Source organism: Nocardioides sp. Arc9.136 (genome assembly GCF_030506255.1).
Classification (GTDB): Bacteria; Actinomycetota; Actinomycetes; order Propionibacteriales; family Nocardioidaceae; genus Nocardioides.
The window spans coordinates 3,900,780-3,921,786 of sequence record NZ_CP113431.1 but is presented as its reverse complement, the minus strand read 5'-3'; the positions used below and the strand labels follow the sequence as shown (position 1 = coordinate 3,921,786).

The following is a 21,007-nucleotide window of genomic DNA, read 5'->3' as shown; positions in this document are numbered from 1 at the left end:
GAGCAGTCGCGGGCTCACGACACGCTGCTCTGGCGTCCCGTCCGGAGGTCGGCCGCGATGCCGGCGCCCTCGGCGGTCGCGGGCGCGCCGCCGTCCTGCGCGCCGACCCCCGAGCCGCCCGTCCACGGCCGGGGAGCGGCGCCGTGCGCCTGGCGCACCAGCTCGCCGAGGAACCACCGCTGGAACTCGCGCTGCTCGGGCGTGCGGGCCAGCGACAGCAGGCGCTGCTGGCGGCAGAACTCGTCGGCGAGGTCGAGGAGCTCGAGGAACTGGTCGATGGTCTGCGCGCCCCGGCGCGGCATCACGATGCGCAGGTCGGCCTGCTCGAGCCCGGTCGCCTGGGCGGCGGCGATCTGCTCGGAGCCGATCCCCTCGCGCAGCTGGCGGTCCAGGTCGCCGAAGAGGTCGGAGAGGTTCTTGGCGAGGGGGTAGTCCGCCTCGTGGGCCAGCGCGAGGAGCCGGACCTCACGGCGCAGCTCGCGGTAGTGGCGCTGGAAGGCCAGGTAGGCGCGCAGGGGGACCGCGACGACCTCGATCTCCAGCAGGTCCTGGTCGTCGGTGCCGGCGAGCGACGCCTCCTCCGCGACCCCGGTGACCAGTCCCTCGACACCGTCGTCCTCCGCGAACGAGGCGGCCGGGGCGAACCACACGGTCTTGCCGTCGTCCTCCATCTCCGCGCCCCAGGCGTCGGAGCTGCGCGCGACGATCGACAGGCCCCGGCCGAAGGTCAGCAGGATGTCGTCCTCGTCGGGGCTCACGGCCGAGGGCAGCACCGGGCGCTCGGGGGAGGCGTCACGCACCTCGACCCGCGGGTGCTGGACGGTCCCGCGCACGCGGACCTGGATCGGCGGAGCACCGTGCAGCAGCGCGTTGGTGACCAGCTCGGAGACACCGAGCTCGGCGCACTCGACCAGGTCGTCGCGTCCGATGTCCCGGCACGTCTCGACCACCCATCGGCGTGCGTCTTGCACGCCGCGGGGACCAGGGCCCAGGGACAGGGCGGGCCTGTTCAGCGGCACAGGTGCGACTCCGGACTGCTGGCGGGACGGGTGAGGGGCGGGACGCCTGCGGGTGGGGCGGGGTGGTGTGGGGCGGTGGTGCGGCGGTGGTGCGGTCCGTCGCTCGGCGTGGTCCACGGTCGAGGCGACGGGTAGAGCCATTCTTGGCTTGCCTACCCCCGCATCTTGTGACCAAACCCATGTCGTTGAAAGTTTTCCGACGGAATCGGTTCCCCCGCTGCCGTGTTGACCCGGTGACCCGTCGTCACGGGCGCAGAACCGCCGGGGTCCCGGGCATGTGTGCCGGCCGACGGACTGGTCACCGGATTGGTGATCGGCAGGCGTGCGGCGGGACAATGACCGCACAACGGCGGAGCCCGGTGCACGTCCACAGGCACGGCCCCACCTCGTACAGGAGGAATGTCATGGCAGCGACCGCTCCCCTCGGCGACGAGACCCGGACGACCGGCGAGGGCCGGCGCCACCAGGTGGTGGTGGTCGGGTCCGGCTTCGGTGGCCTCTTCGGGACCAAGGAGCTGCGGCGCGCCGACGTCGACGTGACGATGGTGGCCAAGACCACCCACCACCTCTTCCAGCCGCTGCTCTACCAGGTGGCGACCGGCATCCTCTCCGAGGGCGAGATCGCGCCGCCGACCCGCGAGGTGCTGGCCGGGCAGAAGAACGCCCAGGTCCTGCTCGGCGAGGTCACCGAGATCGACCTGGAGAAGCAGACCGTCCGCTCGCACGTGCTGGGTCGGGAGACGGTCACGCCGTACGACTCCCTCATCGTGGCCGCGGGCGCGGGCCAGTCCTACTTCGGCAACGACCAGTTCGCCGAGTTCGCGCCGGGCATGAAGTCGATCGACGACGCCCTAGAGCTGCGCGGCCGGATCTTCGGCGCCTTCGAGCTCGCCGAGCTCGGCGCCGCCCGGGGCGAGAACGTCGACCACCTGCTGACCTTCGTCGTCGTGGGCGCCGGTCCCACCGGTGTGGAGATGGCCGGCCAGATCGCCGAGCTCGCGCACCGTACCCTCAAGCGCGACTTCCGGTCGATCAACACCCGTCAGGCCCGCGTCGTCCTCGTCGACGCCGCGCCGCAGGTGCTCCCGCCGTTCGGCGCCAAGCTCGGCGGCAAGGCGCAGAAGGAGCTCGAGGACCTCGGCGTCGAGGTGATCCTCGGCGCGATGGTGACCGACGTCGACGAGCGCGGGCTCTCGATGAAGTTCAAGGACGGCCGCGTCGAGCGGATCGAGTCCGTCACCAAGATCTGGGCCGCCGGTGTGCAGGCCTCGCCGCTGGGCAAGCAGCTCGCCGAGCAGAGCGGCGCCCCGCTCGACCGGGCCGGCCGGATCGGCGTCAACCCCGACCTGACCCTCCCGGGCCACCCTGAGGTCTTCGTCGTGGGCGACATGATCCAGCTCGACAACCTCCCCGGCGTCGCGCAGGTCGCGATCCAGGGCGCGAAGTACGCCGCCAAGGAGATCCAGAACCGGGTCGAGGGCAAGGCTCCGCAGAAGCCGTTCAAGTACTTCGACAAGGGCTCGATGGCGATCATCAGCCGCTTCCGCGCGGTCGCGATGGTCGGCAAGCTCCGGCTGACCGGCGTCATCGCCTGGCTGATGTGGCTGGCGGTCCACCTCGTCTACATCACCGGCTTCAAGAACCGGGTCACCGCCGTCCTGCACTGGGCGGTCTCGTTCCTCGGCCGCGGCCGCTCCGAGCGCACCACGACCGAGCAGCAGATCTTCGCCCGGTCGGCGCTGAAGCGGCTCGAGCGGGGCGCGTCCGACCTGGTCTCGCAGCCGGGTGAGTACGACGCCCAGCGCGACCAGGCCCGCCGCGACGAGCTCGAGGCGCAGGCCGCGGAGGAGGTCCGCCTCACCGACGCCGGCGAGCGCGGCACCCGTCCCTCCGAGCGCGTCTGAGCCCTCGGCCGCAGCACCCGGCCCCACCCGGACCCGTCCGACAGGACGGCCCCGGTGGGGCCGTCGCCGTCGTACCGGGACCTACTCGAACGTCGGCGGCACCTCGGTGGCCCCACGCGCGGCGAGCAGGTCCCGGGCCCAGCGGGGGAGCACGAAGAGCCCCTCGGCCTCGACCGTCGGCCCGTCCGGGCCGATGACGTGCCCGCGGGCCCACGTCTTGTGGCCCTCGGTGCGCTCGACCCACGCCTCGAGGCGGAGCGGGCCGAGCGGCGTGGGCTGGCGGTAGGTGACGTTGAGGTAGGCGGTCATGCCGGGCTTGCGCGCCGCGGCGGCCGCGTTGCCCAGCATCTGGTCGAGCAGCAGCGAGGAGACGCCGCCGTGGACGAGTCCCGGCGGTCCCTCGTACGCCGCGCCGAGCACGACCTCCGCACGGACCTCGCCGAGCCGGTCGCCGGCGGGCTGCGGGTCCAGCGGCGGCGCCACCGGGTTCCGCACGCCGACGACGGTGTTGCCCCACGGCTGCCGGGCGCGGCCGTGGCCGAAGTGCGCGCCGATGGAGCCGTCGATCTGCGAGCGGCGCAGTCGGGCGGTGATCGCCTCGACCTCCGCCTGGGCGGCACGGATCGTGTCCGGGTCGACGGTGGTCCGGATGGTGGCGTCCACCAGCTCGCGCACCGCCTGGGTGAACGGCGCGTAGAGCGCCGTCTCCGCGGCGAGCTCCTCGGCGCTGATCTCTGCTGGGCGGTGGGGATCGAGACTCACGGGCGGAGTCTAGGTACGGCGCGTGCGGCCGCGGCGCCTAGGCCGTCCGTTCCGGACGGTGCCGGCGCAGGACGGCGGTGAACTCCTCGGGGTCGACCATGGTGGAGTCGACCACGAACGGCTCCATGCTCCGCCGCAGGAACAGCACCTTCCACCCACGCGACCCCGGCTCACCCACCACCTCGATCGGCGTGTGGGGACTGCGCAGGTCGAAGACGAACCTCCCGCCCCCGCGCAGCACCTCCAGCTGCCCGGCGGTCACCGACATCCGGGTCGGCGCCGATCCGGCCCGCACCGCCCAGACGACCAGGGTGAGGACCGCGAGCGTCCCGGCCAGGCCGAGGGTGGTGGTCGTCTGGTCGCGGGAGGCGGCGTACGCCGCGCCGGCGGTGGCCGCGAGCAGCACCAGGAGCAGCAGGCCGACGACCCGTCGGGCGCCGGTCCGTGGCCGGAACACGTGGTTCGTCGACGCGTCGTCCACCGTGGCTCGTGCGGCCGCCGCTGCCGGTGGTGCCGGGCTCCTCACCGGGCGGGCCGGGCGCGTCTCGCGCTCGGCCACCCGGGCCGCCTCCAGCTGGGCGGCGATGCGCTCCCCGGCTGCCACCCGGGCCTCCTCGGCGACGCGCGCCTCGGCGGCGCGCACCTCCTCCGGGGTCGGCCCGGCCGGGACCTCGGCCGGAGCCTCCGGGACGGCGTCGGTGACGACCGGGTCGGCCTCGGGGTCGGCGACCGGGTCGCCCGCGGCCTCGGGTGCCTGGTCGTCGCGCCGCGGGCGCAGCCGCCCGCGGCGCGACCCTGCCCGCTCCTGCCTGCGGCGGGCCGAGGGGATGATCACCGGCTCGAAGTCGAGCTGCAGCTCCTGCGGTGCGGAGGCCTCGAACAGCGGCGCCTCCACCTCCTCCGGTGCCGGCTCGAAGGACTCGTCGAAGAGCGGGTCCTCCGCGTCCACGTCGGTCGCCGACCCCGAGTCGACGGCGCCGGCGACCGGCGTGCGCGCGGCACCGCCCTGCTCGCGGTGGGTCAGCCACCGGTCGAGCAGGTCGGCGGGCTCACTCTCCTGCGCCATGCCCCACAAACTACGCGCGGACCCGCTCGTCACGGGCCGCTTCGGCCGGTCTGGTCCGGTCAGCGGTTCCGCCACTGGGGCGGCCGCTTCTCGGCGAAGGCCCGAGCGCCCTCCTGGGCATCCTCGGAGGCGAAGACCGGGGCCATCAGCGCCGACTGCTGCTCCCAGAAGTCCTGGGCGCCCCAGTCGGCCTGCTCGGCGAGGATGCGCTTGGTCGCGGCCATGGCGAGGGGGCCGTTGGCGGTCATCCGGCCGGCCAGCTCCAGGGCCGCGTCCAGGGCACCGCCGGGCTCGGTGAGCCGGTTGACCAGGCCGTACCGCTCGGCCTGCTCCGCGGTCATCGGGTCGCCGGTGAGCGCGAGCTCGTGGGCGACGTTCTGCGGGATCTTCCGCGGCAGCCGGACCAGCCCGCCGGCGCCGGCGACCAGTCCGCGCTTGACCTCCGGGATGCCGAACCTCGCCTCCCGCGAGGCGACGACCACGTCGCAGGCCAGGACGACCTCGCACCCGCCGGCCAGGGCCCAGCCCTCGACCGCGGCGACCAGCGGCTTGGCCGGCGGCCGGGTGGTGATCCCGGCCAGCCCGCGCCCGCCGGCCATCACGTCCTCGCCGCCGAGGAACGCCTTGAGGTCCATGCCGGCGCAGAAGGTCCCGCCCGCTCCGGTGATGACGCCGACCGAGAGGTCGTCGCGCGACTCGAGCCGGTCCATGGCCGCGGCGACCGCGGCCGAGACCGCGCCGTTGACGGCGTTCCTCGCCGCGGGACGGTTGATGGTCACGACGAGGACGCGGTCGCGCTCCTCGACGAGGACGACGGGCTCGGCGGTGCCGGCGGTCTCGCTCATGCGGCTCACCCTGCCGGGGCGGGGGACGCCTGTCCACGGCCGGGCTCGCCCAGCGGCACGGCGGGAGCGTGGTGGCCGTGCGGCAGCTCGTCGGCCAGGGAGAGGGCGACCAGCACGCTCGGCAGGACGGCCTTCGCGGTCCGCTTGTAGCCCGCACTCGAGGGGTGGAACCGGTCGACGGCGAACATCTCGTCGGGCCGGGTGACGAAGAACGGACCGACCACGTCGGCAAGCGAGACCGCGAGCGCGCCCTGCTCGAGGGCGACGTCGCGCTGGGCCGCGGCCAGCTGGCGCGACGCGACGCGGGCGAGGGTGCGCAGCGGCTGCTGCAGCACGCCGAGCGCCCCGAGGTCCGGACAGGTGCCGACGACGACCGGGACGCCGGCCGCCCGGAGCGTCGAGATCGCCTCGGCGAGGTGCCGGCGCGACTCCGAGACCCGCACCCGGTGGGTGACGTCGTTGCCGCCGACCACGATCACGGCGACGTCGGGGCGGTAGCCGCCGGGCAGGCCGGCCAGCTGCGCGCGCAGCATCGAGGACTCCGCGCCGACCACCGCGGCGGTGTGCAGCCGCACCGACCGGCTTGCGGCCTTGGCGAGCCGCTTGGCGAGCTGGGCGCCGAAGGTGCCGCCGGGGGAGTCCGCGCCGAGCCCGGCCGCGATCGAGTCGCCGAGCACGAGCAGGTCCAGCGGGTCGCCGTACGTCTTCTTCCACACCTTGTCCGCGCGGTGGGCGTCCTCGCCGAGCGGCTTGCCGACGATCCGCCGGGCGGCCGCCGCCTGCCGCTGCAGGACCCCGCGGCCCGTGAGCAGGCCTCCGAGCACCACCGCACCGCTGCCTCCGACCAGCCACCGACCCCGCACGCACCCACCAGACCCCGCCCGGACGGCCGGGAGGTGGCGGTGAGGCGACCGGACGGTGACGGCGGCCCGACGGCGCACGAGCGTTCGGGGAGCGTTCACGGCGAGGTCGCCGGGAGGTGCCGCCCGGTCCCTAGCGTCGACAGGGTGCTGACGCGTGGTGTCCTCGGCTACGTCCTGGTGCTGCTCGGCGGTCTCGTCGTGTCGGTGCTGCCGGTCTCGAGCCCCCTCGACGACCTCCCCCTGCGCCACGACACCCCCGGCCGCCTGGTCGGCCTGGTCCTGGTCATCGGCGGCCTGGGCCTCGGCGGGCACGCCTGGCTCGAGCTGCTGCGCGACGTGCGCCGCGGGGCCGGCGCCGCACGGATGCTGCTGGTGCACCGCGCGACCGCCTGCTGGTCGTTGCCGCTGCTGCTGGCGCCGGCGATGTTCAGCCGGGACGGGTGGAGCTACGCGGCCCAGGGCGTGATGGCGCGGATCGGCGTCTCGCCGTACGAGCACGGACCCGGGGTGCTGCGCGGCGAGGTGGTCGAGGCGGTCGACCCGATGTGGCTGGACACGGCCACGCCGTACGGTCCGCTGCCGCTCGCCTGGGGCGCCTTCGCCGCAGGCTTCACCCGTGAACCGTGGGACCTCGTCGTCGCGCACCGCCTGCTCGCGCTGGCGGGCCTGGCGCTGCTGGCGTGGGCGGTGCCCCGCCTCGCGGCGGCGGCCGGCCGCGACCCGGCGTACGCCGCGGCGCTGGTCCTGCCGAGCCCGCTGGTGCTGGCGCACGGAGTCGCCGGGCTCCACAACGACCTCCTGATGGTCGGCCTGATGGCCGCAGCGCTCGCCGTGGCGGTCGAGCGGCACTGGGTCCTCGGCGCGGCCCTCGGCGGGGCCGCGGCGGCGGTGAAGCTGCCCGGGGGCCTGGTCTGCGTCGCGGTCGCCCTGGTCGCGCTGCCGGCGGCCGCCGGCCCCGCCGACCGGGTCCGCCGCCTCGTCGCGGTGGCGGGCGTCTCCGGCGGGGTGCTCGTCGTGACCGGCCTGGTGACCGGGCTGGGCGTCGGGTGGGTGCACGCGCTGGGCGTCCCCGGGGTGGTCCGCTCCCCGCTGTCGGTGACCACGCAGGTCGGGCAGCTGCTCTCCTGGCTCCAGCAGCTCGCCGGCCTGCCGGGGCCCTCGCCGGTCGAGGTGCTGCGCCTGTCGGGCACGGTCCTCGCGCTCGCCGTCGCCGCGGTCTGCGCGATGCGGGCGCCGACCGGCCGGGCGGGCACCGCGGTCGCGGTCACCGGCCTGGTCGCGCTGGCGACGGTGCTCCTCGGGCCGGTGGTCCACCACTGGTACGCGCTGTGGGCGCTGCCGTTCCTCGCCGCCACCCGGCTGGGGGCGCGGGCGGAGGCGGCGCTGGTCGGCTTCGTCGGCCTCGCCGGGCTCGTCGCGCCGCTCGACTCCACGCTGCGCGCCCGGGGCACCGACATCGCGGTCGCCGTGGTGCTGGTCCTCGGTGTCGCGGTCGCGCAGGCGGTGGGCCACCGCCGGGCGCTCGAGACGGCCGCACGCGGAGCGGCCGAGCGTCCTACGCCGGTGTCGCAGCCCGGCTGAGCCCGAGGTCGTGGAGGGCGAGCATCTCCTCGACCGTCCGCGTCCACGGGAACCGTTCCGCCCGCCGCCGGGCGGCTGCCCGTCGGCCCTCGGGGTCGCGGGCGAGCACGCGGAGCACGGCGTCGGCCAGTGCCTCCGGCTCCGCCGGCGCCCAGGCACCGGACCACTCGTCGACCAGCTCGCGGGCCCCGCCCTCGTCGGCGGTCACCACCGGGGTGCCGCAGGCCAGCGCCTCCAGCACCGACAGCCCGAACGTCTCGCCCGGGCACACCGACAGCGCGACGTCCGCCTCGGCCAGCCGGGCCGCCAGCCGGTCCCGACCGGCGAGGTGGCCGTGGAACCGCACCGGCGCCCCGTCGGCCATCCGCTCGAGCTCGCCGCGCTGGGGGCCGTCGCCGTACACGTCCAGCCGGAGGGGTACGCCGCGCCGGTGCAGCGCGAGGGCGGTCGCGACCGCCAGGTGCGGGCTCTTCTCGCGCGAGAGCCGGCCCGCGTGCGCCAGCCGCAGCGGACCGCCCGCACGCGGCCCCGGACCCGGACCCGCACCCAGGCCGGGAGTGAACGTCGCCAGGTCGACCCCGAGCGGCACCCGGTGCAGCGGGGTGGCGGCCAGGTTGGCCACCGCGCGCAGCTCGTCGCGGGCGTAGCGCGAGGTCACGACGACGCGGTCGTGGTGGCGCACGAGGGTGCGGTTCCACGGGGTCGCGCGCACGGGCAGGCCGGTGCGGAGCGAGAGCATCGCGTCGAGCCGCTCGTGGGAGAACAGCACCGAGGCCACGCCCTCCCGCCGCGCCCACCGGGTGACCGGCAGCAGCGTGGACTTGTCGGAGACCTCCAGCGACGTCGGGGCGAACCGCCGCAGCGCGTCCACCACCCGCCACGGCTCGACGATCAGCCGGTAGCCGCCGCCGACCCGCGGCGCGCGCAGCTGCACGACGTCGCCGGCGGGGGTCTGGAGCACGCGGTCCTCCGGCCCGGGGACGACCAGCAGCCGGGCGACCCCGCCGGCGACGTACCCCCGGCCGAGCGCCTCGAGCGTCGTCTTCATCCCGCCCGACGTGGGGCCGACGAAGTTGGCCAGCTGTGCGACCCGCACCTCAGGCCGCGAGCCGGTCGGGGAGGGCACCGACCACGGCCGCGTAGTGCCCGACCAGCTCGTCGACCACGCGTGCCCAGCTCCGCCCCGCCACGGCCTCGTGGCCGCCGCGGGCCATCCGGGCGCGGGCGAGCGGGTCGGCCACGAGGCCCGCGACCGAGCGGCGCAGCGCACCGGGGTCGGTGACGTCGTAGAGGCAACCGGTGCTCCCGGGCACCACCAGGTCCAGCGGCCCGCCGGCGGCCGGGGCCACCACGGCGACACCGCTGGCCTGCGCCTCCTGGACGGTCTGGCAGAACGTCTCCGCCTCGCCGGTGTGGACGAAGACGTCGAGCGAGGCGAACGCCCGCGCGAGCTCGGGCCCGCGCAGCATGCCGGTGAACGTCGCGTGCGGCAGCCGGTCGGCCAGCCAGCCGCGCTCGGGGCCGTCGCCGACCACGACGAGGTGGATCCCCGGCACGTCGGCGAGCTCGGCCAGCCGGCGTACCCGCTTCTCCTGTGCCAGCCGGCCGACGTACCCGACGACCGTCCGCTGCTCGCCTCCCGTCCAGGCGGCGCGCAGCGCCGGGTCGCGGTGCGCGGGGTCGAACAGGTCGAGGGCGACGCCGCGGCGCCACAGGTGCAGGTCGGGCACGTCGAGCGCCGCGAGCTGGTCCCAGGAGGACGTCGAGGGCACGAGCGTGCGGTCCGCGCGCCGGTGCAGGTGGGCGACCCAGCGGTCGATGAGGTGCTCGGCGCGCAGGCCGTACTGCCGCGCGAACCCCGACACGTCGGTCTGGAAGACCGCCACCGTCGGCACGCCCAGCCGGCGCGCGGCGCGCAGGCCGACCGCGCCCAGCGCGACCGGCGAGGCCAGGTGCACCACGTCGGGCCGGAACCGCTCGAGCGCCTGGTGCACCGCCGGGTCGGGCAGGCCGAGGGGGAAGGACCGGTAGCCGGGCAGCGCGAGCGACCGCACCCGCACCACCTCCGCGCCGCCGTACGCCGCGGGGCCGGCGCCCGGCGCCACCACGAGCCCCTGGTGGCCGGTCGCAGTGAGCCGGTCGACCACGTGGCGCACCGTGCCGGCGACGCCGTTGACCTGCGGGAGGAAGGACTCGGTCACGATCGCGACGCGCATGCTCCGACCGTGGCGGTGGCCGGTGAACCCCGCGTGTCCCCGGCGTGAGCGTCTCCTGCGTGCCGGGCGAACCGTCGGGTACCGGCCCGCCATGACGAACCAGCCTGACGAGTCCACCCAGCAGCAGACCGGCCACCTGGACGACGCCGCCGAGGCGGCCCAGGAGTCCTCGACGACTGACGGGCCCGCCGCCGCGGGCGACTACGACCCCGCCCAGGGCTCCCCGGGCGGTGGCCACCCGGTCGGGGAGTCGTTCCCCGAGGAGTCCGCGAAGAGCGGCGAGGAGGGCCACCCGCGCTCCTGACCCGCGCTGCCGACGCCGGCCCGACCCCGGCCCGACCCCGGCCCGGGCCGGCCCCCGCGGCAGTGGTGCACGCCACGCCGACGGCCCGGAATGACCGCCCGGGTGGACCCGTTGACCACCTCAGCCGGTCCGGTCCATGCCCCCGGGCTCACCCCTTGCCGCTACGAGCGGCCACCCGCCGAGAGGCGGCTGTCGGGCCGGCGAGCCACAGCACGCAGCCACCCGCCGGGTAAGCCCTGGTCCGGGTGGCTGTCGTGTTTCCGGGTACCTGACCGGCTCCCGCCCGCGGTCCACCGGGCGAACCCGAGGAGGCCCCGTGGGGGAGCAGAGACTGGTCGCGGACCTGGTCGTCGAGCGGCTGCGCGCCTGGGGCGTGCACCGCGTCTTCGGCTACTCCGGTGACGGCATCAACGGACTGATGGGCGCCCTGCGCCGGGCCGGCGGCGACCCGGCGTTCGTGCAGGCGCGCCACGAGGAGAACGCCGCCCTGATGGCCGTCGGCCACGCGAAGTACACCGGCGGCGTCGGCGTCGTCACCAGCACCCAGGGACCGGGCGCCGTGCACCTGCTCAACGGGCTCTACGACGCCAAGCTCGACCACCAGCCGATGGTCGCGATCGTGGGCCAGCAGGCCACCACCGCGCTGGGGTCGGAGTACCAGCAGGAGATCGACCTGACCTCGCTGTTCAAGGACGTCTCCGCGCAGTACGTCGCCACCGTGCTCGACCCCGAGCAGGCCGCGATGGTGGTCGACCGCGCCTTCCGCACCGCGCTGGCGACCCGGTCGCCCTGCGTCGTGGTGCTGCCGCACGACGTCCAGGTGCAGCCGGCCCCCGACCAGCCGTCCCACGAGCACGGTGTCGTGCCGACCGTCCCGCAGTGGCGGCCCCCGCGGGTGGTTCCCGCCGCCGACGACCTCGCCGAGGCCGCCGCGGTGCTCAACGCCGGGCGTCGCGTCGCGCTGCTGGTCGGGCAGGGTGCCCGCGACGCCGGCGACGTGGCCCGCGCGGTCGCCGAGCGGCTCGGTGCCGGGGTGACGACCAGCCTGCTCGGCAAGCCGTGGTGGGACGAGACGCTCCCGACCAGCTGCGGTGTGATGGGCCACCTCGGCACCACCGCCTCGGGCTGGCTGCTCGACCAGTGCGACACGCTGCTGATGGTCGGCACCAACGACCCGTGGACCGAGTTCTACCCCGCACCCGGCCAGGCCCGCGGGGTGCAGGTCGACCTCGACGGCCGGCACGTCGGCAACCGCTACCCGGTCGAGGTGGGGCTGGTCGGCGACGCCGCCGAGACGCTCACCGCGCTGCTGCCGCTGCTCGAGGAGCGCGCGGACACCTCCTGGCGCCACCAGGTGGTCGAGCAGGTCGAGCGGTGGCACCGGATCGCCCGGGAGCGTGCCGAGGGCGACGTGGGTGCCGGTGCCGACCCGCTCAGCCCGGAGCGCGTCGTACGCGCCCTGACGCCGCGGCTGCCGGCCGACGCCCAGGTGAGCGTGGACGTGGGCTCGGTCGTCTACTGGTACGCCCGGCACCTCACCCTGCCGCCCGGGGTGCCGGCGCACCTGTCCTCGACGCTCGCCTCGATGGGCTCCGGCCTGCCGTACGGCATCGCCGCGAAGCTGGAGTCGCCCGACCGGCCCGTCGTCGCGCTCGTCGGTGATGGTGCGATGCAGATGAACGGCATCGCCGAGCTGGTCACCGTCGCCTCCCGCTGGCGCGACTGGGCCGACCCGCGCTTCGTCGTCCTCGTCCTGAACAACGGCGACCTCGCCGAGGTCACGTGGGAGCAGCGGGAGACCGAGGGCGACCCGCGGTACGACGTCAGCCAGTCGCTGCCGGACTTCCCCTACGCCGGGTACGCCGAGCTCCTCGGCCTGACCGGCATCCGCGTGGAACGGCCCGAGGAGGTCGACGACGCCTGGGACCGCGCGCTGGCCGCCGACCGGCCGGTGCTGATCGAGGCCGTCGTCGATCCCGACGTCCCGCTCCTGCCGCCGTTCCCCGGAGGGGAGCAGAAGCTCGAGAGCTTCCGCCGGGCGCTGGCGCAGGAGGACGGCGGCGAACGCGCTCGGGCGCTGCTGGACCGGCAGGCGGAGCAGGAGGGTGGGGCGGGCGACTGACCCCGGTGGCCGGTGGCCCGTGGTTGCGGGGTGCCGCGGGACGGACGGCGGCCGCCGGCCGTCCCGAAGTGGTCTAGGCTGGTCCTCCGGCTGAGCAGCGGCTGGTGGGGACCCGCGTGCCGCGGGTCGGCAGGACGGATCGTCATGACCACCACGAGCTCGACCTGCACGATCAGCGTCGGTGTTCTCAGTCCCCACGCGATCGTCGTGCACGGCGTCGCCGGCCTCGTCGCGGCGTACGACCGGGGCATCAGCGTCCACGACCTCGGCGGCGGTCTCGACGGACCGCTCCGGTGGGGGGACGACGTGCTGCTCGTCGACTCCGAGCTGCTCGCGGGCGGCAGCACGGCCGCGCGGGCGGCCGTCGCGGGCGATCGTCCGGCGTTGGTGCTGGTGCGGCCCGAGCACGGCGCCTCACGGGCTGCCGGCCGCGGTCGGCCGTCGTCGACGACCGTGCCTGCGCTGCCGATGAGCGTCGACGGCCCGACCATCGTCCACCGGATCCGGCGCGCCGCCCGGCTCGCCCGGCCGGCGGTGCCCGAGCCGCTGCGGGCCGACGGCCCGGGCCGGTGCGCGACCTCCCTCAGCGTGCGGGAGGTCGACGTGCTCCGGGGCGTGGCGGCCGGGCGCTCGAACGAGGAGATCGCCGCCGCGCTGTTCGTCAGCATCAACACCGTCAAGACCTACATCCGCACCGCCTACCGCAAGATCGGCGTCGGCCGGCGCGCGGAGGCTGTCGCCTGGGCGATGACCCACCTCTCGGCGCCGGACGCCCCCGGCGCCTGGCGGGTCGCCGGCAGCGCGGGAGCTCCGGAGGCGTGGGCCCCGTGGGACTCGAACCCACAACCAAGAGATTAAAAGTCTCCTGCTCTGCCAATTGAGCTAGAGGCCCGGGACGGGCGGACCCGTCGGTCCGGCCATCGGAGGGCTGTCACCAGCCCGGCGGGCCCATCATGCCCGAGCCTCGGCGGCAGTGCTCGGACGGGCGGCCGTGGCGGCGCCGGGCCACACCCGTCGGCTTTCGGGACCCGCTACGAAGCCAGCATCCTTCGCGGTCCGTCACCCGCCGCGCAGTCGGCCGGTCCTATCGTCCGATCGTCCAGTGGCTGCGGAACCACCCGGTCTTGTGGGCCTCGCCGTCGAACTCGTAGAGATAGCGGATCCTGGAGGCCCGTCCGGGGCTCTCGCTGGTCCTCCTGACGGTGATGCCGGTCTCCTCCCACGCCGGGTCGGCCGAGCCGCCGTCCTCCTGGCACACGCGGTCGACGGTGTGGTCGTCAGCCGTGAAACCCATGTGCTTGCTGTTGAGACGGCCGAGGTGGGATCCGTAACCGCCGTACTCCGGCGGGCGCGCGCGGACATCGACGATCTCGAGCCCGGTCGATGCCGGGTCGAACTCGGCCCCGGTCAGGGTGGCGACTCCAGGCCTGGTCAGGCACAGGTGCTTCGACACGAACGAGTACAGCTGGCCGGGTTCCACCGAGGTGTCCCGCTCGCGGATGACGGCGGTCTCCTCATCCGGGACGGACAGGACGAGGAGCCCGTCCCGGTCGGGCCGGGCCGGATCCGGCGTGTCCGTCCGGCAGGCGCCCAGGAGAAGCCCGGCGCCACTGAGGATCGCCGCCAGGGCGACCGCGTGGTTCCGTCCGGTACCGGTTCTCCTCGAGCTGGGCTCCACTCGAGGCATCCAAGCCATTCACGAGACGTACGGCGAGTGGTGTCTCACACCACGGAGCCCGGCGGCCGTGCTCAGGCGGGCGCCGGCGCCGGTCACCGCCGCAGGTGGTCGAGCAGCACGTCGGCGAGCTGGTCGCCGGCCTCCTCGGCCATGTGGTGCCCGGAGTCGATGACGGCGGACCGCACCGGGAGGCGGCACCACGACTCCCACACTCGCGCCGGGTCGCCGTACAGCTCCTCCATGTCGTCGTGCCGCGACCACGCGACGAGCGTGGGGCACTCGACGAGCAGCCCGGCCGCGCGCGCCTCCTCGTCGTGCCGACGGTCGGTCCGGAGACCGGCGCGGTAGTCGGCGACCATCGCGTGCACCGTGCCCGGCCGCTCCAGCGCTCGGAGGAGGTCGGCGTAGTTCTCGGGCCCCATCGCCTGGGGGTCGGGTCGGTACCACGCGAGCGGGTCGGCGCTGATCACGCGCTCCGCGTGCGGCGACGCACCCAGGAAGAACCAGTGCCACCAGGCCTCGGCGAAGCAGGCGTCCGCGCGCTCGAGGGCCTCGAGAACCGGGACGCTGTCGAGCGCCGCGAGCCGGGTGACGCGTTCGGGGTGGTCGAGCGCGGTGCGGTACGCGACGTAGCTGCCCCGGTCGTGGCCGACGACGGCGAAGCGCTCGTGACCGAGAGCGGCGGCCAGGGCGACGGTGTCGGCGGCCATCGAGCGGTCGCAGTACGTCGTGTGGTCGGCGTCGTCCGGTGGTGCCGAGGACTGGCCGTAGCCGCGCAGGTCGGGGCAGATGACCGTGCGGCCCGCGGCGGCGAGGCGGGGCGCGACGACGTGCCAAGTCGTGTGGGTGCGGGGGTGGCCGTGGAGGAGCACGACCGCCGGTCCGGAGCCGCCCACCCGCACGCGCAGGTCGATGCCCGGGGCGACACAGACGGTGCGGAGCTCGAAGCCTGCGAACACCGGACCAGCCTGCCAGGCACCCGGGCCGCGTCCGAGCCGACGAGCCCTGGGCTTCGCTGCCCCGGACGCTGAGCAATCCTCGTCGCCGAAGGACTCAGACGGTGCTGCGCGAGCAGTCGCCGCAGACCCTGACCCAGGGACACCGGCGGAGGTCGAGCAACGCGACCAGTCGGCCGCAGGCGACGCAGTCGCCGTACGTGCCGACGTCCATGCGGTCGAGCGCGTCGTGGATGTCGCGCAGGATCCGCCGGACGCTGCCGCGGTGCGCCGCCCGGACCGGGGTCTCGTCGCCGCCGGACGGGGAGAGGTCGGCCAGCTGCCTGCTGCGGACGTGGGCCGCACGCAGCAGCTCCGACCGGAGCTGGGCGAGGAGCTCGCGGTGCGAGCTGACGGTCCGCGCCCTCATGGCGCGGAGGTGGTGCTGGTCGAGGGGGTGCCGGTCGGGGTGGTCATCGGTGCTCCTGGGTAGCCGTGACGGCGCACCGGCACTGCCGGTGCGCTGGACGTGTCGTGACGCGAGGGGCGTCCGGCTACGCAGGTGGGGCGCGGTCGACGCTGCGTCGCAGCACGTCGAGCCCGCGGATGCCCCGAGCGACCTCGCTCAGGGCGATGGCCAGGAGCGCGGCGCCGGAGGGCACGTGCGACGGCTCGGCCGTCGTCCTCGTCCCCGGGGGTGCCTGCCTGACCATGCCGGCACCCTAGGCGACCCCGTCCGGAGGCCACCGGGGCGGTCCCGCCCCGCGGCGTACCGCATCCGGGCGAACCAGCGCGACGAGTGCCGCCACCGGCGGCGACCAGGTGAACACTGATCCTGAGGCGCCGGGGCCGCGGGGGCCACCGGGCGGGCCACGACGGTGGGAGGACGCCATGGAGATCTCGCCGGGCGGACGCCTGTCCGCCTGGGAGGTGGCGCCGGCCGACACCGCCTGCTGGGAGCAGGTCCTGGCCACCGACCCGTACGCCGTGGCGTCCCAGGCTCCGGCCTGGGTCGACGCCGTCTGCGCCACCGGGCCGTACCGACCCGCCTCGCTGCAGCTGCGCAGCCCGGACGGACGTCGGCTGGTGCTCCCGATGGTCCGGCGCAGGGGGCTGCCCGCCGCGGCCGCGGGGCGCCTCTCCATGCCCGGCCGGTGGGGCCACGGCGGCCTGGTGGCCGAGCACGGCGTGCTGCGGCCCGCCGACGTCACGTCCGCGATCTCGTTGGTGGCCCGAGCGGGGGCCGGCCCCCTCGTGGTGGTCCCCGCCCCCGGCTCGACGACCGCTGGCGCGGTGCCGCGGACTGGTCCTGCACGACGCCGAAGGTCGACTACGAGCTCGACACCTCCGGCGGCTTCGAGGAGGTGTGGACGCGGCGGTTCAGCAGCGGGGTGCGCCGCGCGGTGCGCAAGGCCGAGCGCAGCGGCGTCGTGGTCGAGCGCGACAGCACCGGTCGGCTGCTCCCGCAGTTCCTCGCGCTCTACCAGGAGTCGGCGCAGCGCTGGGCCGCGGCTGACGGGATGCCGGCCTGGCTGGCCGCGCGCCGGTCGGCGCGCCTGGAGCCGCTGGCCAAGCTCCAGCGGGTCGCGGCGGGTTTCGGCGAGGCGTGCGTGACGTGGATGGCCTTCGTGGGCGGCCGCCCGGCGGCCGCCGTGATCGTGCTCAACCAGGGCGCGAACGTCGACTACTGGCGCGGAGCCATGACCCTGCCGCTCGCGGGACCCGTCCGCGCCAACGACCTGCTCCACCGGTGCGCCATCGAGGAGGCGTGCCGCCGGGGCGCGGCCCGGTACTCCTTCGGCATCAGCGTCCCGGGGACCGGTCTCGCGCGGTTCAAGGAGGGCTTCGGCGCTGTCCCGGTGCCCCACTCCGGCTACGTCCTGGAGCGGTTCCCCGTCCGTCGTGCCACGCGCACCGGTCGTCGCCTCGTGCGGCGGGGGGGTCGTGGCGGCGACGTCCGCAGCTCGGCGCACGGGAGGTCCGTGAGCGTCACGGCGCCAGGCGGGTCGCCGTGCCGTGCCGCGCCGGTCAGGAGTACCGGTGGTTCTTCTCCGCGTGGCCCAGCGGGCGGGTGCAGGTCCGGCCGCTGATGGCCCGGTGGCCGCACGCGGACTCCGACGGCGCGGCTCCGCCGGCGGGCTCGGCGGCGGGCTTCCGGGCCGCCGGCTTCTTCCTGGCGGGCGCGACGGCGCCCGGCGCCGCGGTCGGGCGGGCGGTCCTCGGCTCGGCGGGCGCGCGCACGGCGCCGTCCGCCGACCCGGCGCGGGCAGCGCGGTCCTGCTCGTAGCGCGCCTCACGGAGGGCGCGCAGGTTGTCCATCTTGCTCATCGGCGATCCACCCCAGGGAGCCTAGGTGGAGCCACCGACGATCCGCTGCAGCCCGCGCGCGGGGCCCGGCTCAGTCCGCGACCGGCTGCCAGCGCTCGTCGGTCACGAAGGCGAACGCCCGGTCGCGGGGGAGGACCGTGTCGTCGACGGGGTTCCACGTCACCCGCACCTCGTACTCCGGACCGGTGCGGACCACGTCCCAGCCGCCGCCCCACTGCGCGCGCAACCGTCCGACGAGCACCTCGGTGTCGCCGTACGGCACCAGTCGGCACGCCGTGTAGCGGTCCGCCGGGCACCGGTCGGCCGGTGTGTCCGCGGCGACCGGGTGGGCGTCCCACGAGAGGTCGCCGCGGTAGTCCTGGCCCGACATGAGGGTGCCCCGCACCGACGGCAGGCCGGTCCCGGCGCCGACGACCGCCATCGCGAGCTCCTCGCCCGCGCCCACCAGGACCTCGCGGCCGACGTCGGCGAACGACTCGGCGTCGATCGGCGCCGACGCGGCGCCGACCGCCTGGCCCGGCAGGCTCAGCCGCGGATCGGCCGCCGCAGCCAGCAGGTCGTCGGCACCTACGTCGAAGGTCGGGACCGGCACCGTGGAGTTGTTGCCGAACAGCGGATCGGCCGTCACGACGACCACCTCGCCGTCGGCCTGCCGCAGGGCGACCGACGTCACGCCGTCCCGCTCGCCGACCCGGGCCTCGTCCGCGCCGGGGACCTCGGCCGCCCGGCAGGTCCAGCCGTCCCGCGACGGCCCGCGGCAGGGGTAGAAGGCGTCGCCCCAGCCGGTGCTGACCGAGACGACGAGCATCCCCAGCCCGTCCTCCCCGGGGACCCGCCACCCGAAGCGCGAGCCCAGCGACGTCAGGCCGGCCCGCCCGCCGGCCGACTGCTCGTTGGCGTTCTCGTCGCTGGAGCGGACCAGGTGCTCCCACCCGGGGTCGACGTGCTCCGCGAGCACCTCCTGCCAGCCGACGAGGGTGTCGCGGTGGTCGTCGGCCACGTCGAACGGGTTGGTCGAACGGCCCTCGGTGCGGGCGACGCGGCGGCCGGCCTCCGGCGAGGGGGTGGTGGTGTCCGCGACGTCGGGCGTCCGGACGGCCTCGGCCCCGCCGCTCGGCAGCACGGTGGCCCCGAGGCCCACCGCGCCGGCGGTGAGGAGGGCGGCGCCGCCGACGACCAGCCGGCGATGGCGCAGGCGCCGGCGTCCGCGGTGCAGGTCGTCGCCGACGGGGACGCCCGGCAGCGGCGTGGCGTCCGCGAGCTCGTGCAGCCGGGCGTCCAGGCCCGGCAGGCCCGGGTCGGCCGGGCCGTCACGGTGGTCGGTGGTCATCGGGACCCGCTTCCGCTCTCGTGCCCGGACGGCCTCAGGGCGGCGCGCAGCCGCGCCAGGGCGTCCGAGGTCTGGCTCTTGACCGTGCCGGGGCTGATCCCCAGGTCGGCCGCGGTCTCCTCGACCGAGAGGCCCCAGTAGTGCCGGAGCACCACCACGCGCCGCTGGCCGGGGGCGAGGCGCCGCAGCGCGGCCCACAGCTCGTCGCTGTCCGTGCCGTCCGGGCCGTCCTGGCCGTCCTGGCCGGCCGGCTCGGGGCGGTCCAGCAGCCCGTCCTCGGTCGGTCGCTCGCGGTGCCAGGGGCGCCGCACGTCGTCGAGGTGGCTGTTGACCACCACCCGCCGGGCGTAGGCGTCGAGGGAGCCGCTCCGCGCGGCGCGCGGCCACGCGACGTACAGCTTGGCGAGCGCCGTCTGCACGACGTCCTCGGCCCGGTGGGGGTCGCCGCACAGCAGGTACGCCGTGCGGTACAGCTGCGCCCGACGCGCCACGACGTACGCCGTGAACGCCTCGTCCCGCGATGTGCGCATGGTCCCCGTCCGTGTCCGATGGGTGGTCGATCCGGGCCTCCCGGGCCTCTGCACACCAGACGCGGCCGGGCCCGGATCGGTTGGGTCGCAGGTGCCCTCAGGCCCCGCCGGACGGGCCCCGCGGAGGGCCGCTCCGGAGGTGCCTGTCACGCGCGCGTCGCAGAACCTTCATGCCCCGGTTGCACAGATCTCGGTCCGAGGGGTTTGCAAGCGGCCTGAGGTTGGTACTGTCGTGCCTGCAACAGGTGCAAGTTCCAGCTGGTCTGACGCCCGCGGAGTTTGTGATCCAACGGCGTTTTCGGTTTGTGGTGTAACCAATCACGGGTCGGAGCGACGTGTCACCGCATCTGGTGCGGGCCGCCGAGGTGGCGGCTCTCGCCCCGACGAAAGAGGATTGAGCACAATGGCTCAGGGCACCGTGAAGTGGTTCAACGCTGAGAAGGGCTTCGGCTTCATCGCGCAGGAGGACGGCGGCGACGACGTCTTCGTGCACTACTCGGCGATCCAGACCCAGGGCTACAAGTCCCTGGACGAGAACCAGAAGGTCGAGTTCGACGTGACCCAGGGCCCCAAGGGTCCCCAGGCCGAGAACGTCCGCCCCGTCTGATCCTTCGAGCCTGACTCGAAGCTGACGAGAGCGCCGGGCAGCACCTGCCCAGGTCTCATCGCGAGGCCCCACCCGTTCCGGGTGGGGCCTCGTGCCGTTCCCGGGCGACCTCGCGGCCCGGGTCCCACGGCCCCCAGGCCGGATGCACGAGGGGGGTGGCGGGAACCACCCGTCCGGGCCACGGTCAGGCTGGAGGTTTGACCGTAGACTGGGAGGGGAAGGTTGGAGCGGATGAACGAGGAACCGCGGACCGCGAGCGAGCTGAGGGAGTCCGGCGTGCACGACCAGTTCGACGTGACGCTCGAGGACGCCGACCTACTCGGCGAGGTCGAGCTGACGACCAACCTCATCATCGCGGCCAGCGAGTCCGAGGAGCACCTCAGCAACGAGGAGATCGACCGGATCCTCGGCGTCACCCCCCGACCGCGACGCGAGGGCTGAGCCCCGCCCAGCGACGTACGCGCACCCGAGCCCGCCCGACAGCGATGTCCGGCGGGCTCTCGTCATTTCTGCAGCAGTGTCGTCCGACTTGATACCACTACCCCCTAGGGGTACCGTCGGAGGTGTGGACGACCAGACCGCCGCTCCGGCGCAGCACCAGCACGGCTACATCTCCCAGAAGGACGACTACCTCAAGCGGCTGCGCCGCATCGAGGGGCAGGCGCGCGGGCTGCAGCGGATGGTGGAGGAGGAGCAGTACTGCATCGACATCCTCACCCAGGTCGCCGCCATGACGAAGGCCCTCCAGGCCGTCTCGCTCGGGCTGCTCGACGAGCACCTGCACCACTGCGTCGTCGACGCCGCGCGTGCCGGGGACGCCGAGGGCCGGGAGAAGGTCGACGAGGCGATGGCCGCCATCGCCCGCCTGGTGAAGTCCTGACCGGACCCACCGCACACGCGCACACCCCGCCGAGAAG

Annotated in this window: 23 protein-coding genes and 1 tRNA gene; 9 read left to right on the top strand and 15 right to left on the bottom strand. The window is 75.3% G+C overall.

All coding sequences use genetic code 11. The features are described 5' to 3' along the window. Positions 1-14: 14 nt before the first annotated feature. Positions 15-971, bottom strand: a complete 957-nt coding sequence (locus tag OSR43_RS18960) for an ATP-binding protein (RefSeq protein WP_302268340.1) — start codon at positions 969-971, stop codon at positions 15-17. Between the two features lie 452 nt (positions 972-1,423). Between OSR43_RS18960 and OSR43_RS18955 the strand changes: the two genes are divergently transcribed. Continuing rightward, positions 1,424-2,923 carry an NAD(P)/FAD-dependent oxidoreductase gene (locus OSR43_RS18955; RefSeq protein ID WP_302268339.1) on the top strand — a complete coding sequence of 500 codons (1,500 nt, stop codon included), beginning with the start codon at positions 1,424-1,426 and terminating at the stop codon, positions 2,921-2,923. A gap of 81 nt (positions 2,924-3,004) precedes the next feature. On the opposite strand, the gene OSR43_RS18950 is transcribed toward OSR43_RS18955, so the two are convergent. The 4 genes from OSR43_RS18950 to OSR43_RS18935 are packed head-to-tail and all read right to left on the bottom strand — an operon-like array spanning position 3,005 to position 6,423. Next, complete coding sequence (locus OSR43_RS18950) at positions 3,005-3,685, bottom strand: PaaI family thioesterase (RefSeq protein ID WP_302268338.1); 681 nt, start codon at positions 3,683-3,685, stop codon at positions 3,005-3,007. Between the two features lie 37 nt (positions 3,686-3,722). Further along, positions 3,723-4,751, bottom strand: a complete 1,029-nt coding sequence (locus OSR43_RS18945) for a hypothetical protein (RefSeq protein ID WP_302268337.1) — start codon at positions 4,749-4,751, stop codon at positions 3,723-3,725. Between the two features lie 59 nt (positions 4,752-4,810). Next, positions 4,811-5,596 carry a crotonase/enoyl-CoA hydratase family protein gene (locus tag OSR43_RS18940; RefSeq protein ID WP_302268336.1) on the bottom strand — a complete coding sequence of 262 codons (786 nt, stop codon included), beginning with the start codon at positions 5,594-5,596 and terminating at the stop codon, positions 4,811-4,813. A 5-nt stretch (positions 5,597-5,601) separates the two neighbouring features. Further along, on the bottom strand, positions 5,602-6,423 hold the full coding sequence (locus OSR43_RS18935) for an SGNH/GDSL hydrolase family protein (protein WP_302268335.1): 822 nt from the start codon (positions 6,421-6,423) through the stop codon (positions 5,602-5,604). Positions 6,424-6,603: 180 nt separating this feature from the next. Between OSR43_RS18935 and mptB the strand changes: the two genes are divergently transcribed. Next, entirely contained in the window at positions 6,604-8,040 is a 1,437-nt protein-coding gene (gene mptB / locus OSR43_RS18930) for a polyprenol phosphomannose-dependent alpha 1,6 mannosyltransferase MptB (protein ID WP_302268334.1), read from the top strand. Here the strand turns inward: mptB and OSR43_RS18925 are convergent. After that, positions 8,015-9,136 (bottom strand): glycosyltransferase, encoded by a 1,122-nt coding sequence (locus tag OSR43_RS18925; protein ID WP_302268333.1) that lies wholly within the window; start codon positions 9,134-9,136, stop codon positions 8,015-8,017. The genes mptB and OSR43_RS18925 overlap by 26 nt on opposite strands. Before the next feature lies 1 nt (position 9,137). Continuing rightward, positions 9,138-10,256: a glycosyltransferase family 1 protein gene (locus OSR43_RS18920; RefSeq protein WP_302268332.1), complete on the bottom strand. Its 1,119-nt coding sequence runs from the start codon at positions 10,254-10,256 to the stop codon at positions 9,138-9,140. Positions 10,257-10,347: 91 nt separating this feature from the next. Between OSR43_RS18920 and OSR43_RS18915 the strand changes: the two genes are divergently transcribed. From OSR43_RS18915 to OSR43_RS21325, 3 genes are all read left to right on the top strand, one after another. Continuing rightward, complete coding sequence (locus OSR43_RS18915; RefSeq protein ID WP_302268330.1) at positions 10,348-10,560, top strand: hypothetical protein; 213 nt, start codon at positions 10,348-10,350, stop codon at positions 10,558-10,560. Between the two features lie 316 nt (positions 10,561-10,876). Continuing rightward, positions 10,877-12,682 carry a thiamine pyrophosphate-requiring protein gene (locus tag OSR43_RS18910; protein WP_302268329.1) on the top strand — a complete coding sequence of 602 codons (1,806 nt, stop codon included), beginning with the start codon at positions 10,877-10,879 and terminating at the stop codon, positions 12,680-12,682. Between the two features lie 144 nt (positions 12,683-12,826). Further along, positions 12,827-13,540, top strand: coding sequence for a LuxR C-terminal-related transcriptional regulator (locus OSR43_RS21325; RefSeq protein ID WP_367891532.1), 714 nt, complete (start codon positions 12,827-12,829; stop codon positions 13,538-13,540). Here the strand turns inward: OSR43_RS21325 and OSR43_RS18905 are convergent. From OSR43_RS18905 to OSR43_RS18885, 5 genes are all read right to left on the bottom strand, one after another. Continuing rightward, positions 13,502-13,574, bottom strand: a tRNA-Lys gene (locus OSR43_RS18905). The two genes, OSR43_RS21325 and OSR43_RS18905, sit on opposite strands and share 39 nt — an antisense overlap. 192 nt (positions 13,575-13,766) lie before the next feature. Further along, entirely contained in the window at positions 13,767-14,360 is a 594-nt protein-coding gene (locus OSR43_RS18900) for a hypothetical protein (protein WP_302268328.1), read from the bottom strand. 92 nt (positions 14,361-14,452) lie between these two features. After that, complete coding sequence (locus OSR43_RS18895; RefSeq protein WP_302268327.1) at positions 14,453-15,319, bottom strand: alpha/beta fold hydrolase; 867 nt, start codon at positions 15,317-15,319, stop codon at positions 14,453-14,455. Positions 15,320-15,413: 94 nt separating this feature from the next. Further along, positions 15,414-15,725: a hypothetical protein gene (locus OSR43_RS18890; protein WP_302268326.1), complete on the bottom strand. Its 312-nt coding sequence runs from the start codon at positions 15,723-15,725 to the stop codon at positions 15,414-15,416. Positions 15,726-15,849: 124 nt separating this feature from the next. Continuing rightward, the gene (locus tag OSR43_RS18885) at positions 15,850-16,008 is read right to left on the bottom strand and encodes a hypothetical protein (RefSeq protein ID WP_302268325.1); all 159 of its coding nucleotides are present in this window, start codon (positions 16,006-16,008) and stop codon (positions 15,850-15,852) included. Between the two features lie 651 nt (positions 16,009-16,659). On the opposite strand from OSR43_RS18885, the gene OSR43_RS18880 reads away from it, so the two are divergent. Then, positions 16,660-17,385, top strand: coding sequence for a GNAT family N-acetyltransferase (locus OSR43_RS18880; protein ID WP_367891503.1), 726 nt, complete (start codon positions 16,660-16,662; stop codon positions 17,383-17,385). Here OSR43_RS18880 and OSR43_RS18875 read toward each other — a convergent pair. The 3 genes from OSR43_RS18875 to OSR43_RS18865 form a co-directional block, all read right to left on the bottom strand. Beyond that, positions 17,324-17,623, bottom strand: a complete 300-nt coding sequence (locus tag OSR43_RS18875; protein WP_302268323.1) for a hypothetical protein — start codon at positions 17,621-17,623, stop codon at positions 17,324-17,326. The two genes, OSR43_RS18880 and OSR43_RS18875, sit on opposite strands and share 62 nt — an antisense overlap. A gap of 70 nt (positions 17,624-17,693) precedes the next feature. After that, a complete protein-coding gene (locus OSR43_RS18870; RefSeq protein WP_302268322.1) occupies positions 17,694-18,953 on the bottom strand; it encodes a hypothetical protein in 1,260 nt (419 codons plus the stop codon). Then, a complete protein-coding gene (locus tag OSR43_RS18865; RefSeq protein WP_302268321.1) occupies positions 18,950-19,483 on the bottom strand; it encodes a SigE family RNA polymerase sigma factor in 534 nt (177 codons plus the stop codon). The genes OSR43_RS18870 and OSR43_RS18865 overlap by 4 nt, the downstream gene beginning before the upstream one ends. Positions 19,484-19,886: 403 nt before the next feature. Between OSR43_RS18865 and OSR43_RS18860 the strand changes: the two genes are divergently transcribed. The 3 genes from OSR43_RS18860 (at position 19,887) to OSR43_RS18850 (ending at position 20,970) form a co-directional block, all read left to right on the top strand. After that, positions 19,887-20,090 (top strand): cold-shock protein, encoded by a 204-nt coding sequence (locus tag OSR43_RS18860; RefSeq protein ID WP_056863399.1) that lies wholly within the window; start codon positions 19,887-19,889, stop codon positions 20,088-20,090. A gap of 231 nt (positions 20,091-20,321) precedes the next feature. Continuing rightward, entirely contained in the window at positions 20,322-20,531 is a 210-nt protein-coding gene (locus OSR43_RS18855) for a hypothetical protein (RefSeq protein WP_302268316.1), read from the top strand. Positions 20,532-20,655: 124 nt separating this feature from the next. Beyond that, positions 20,656-20,970, top strand: a complete 315-nt coding sequence (locus tag OSR43_RS18850; RefSeq protein WP_302268315.1) for a metal-sensitive transcriptional regulator — start codon at positions 20,656-20,658, stop codon at positions 20,968-20,970. Positions 20,971-21,007 lie beyond the last annotated feature (37 nt).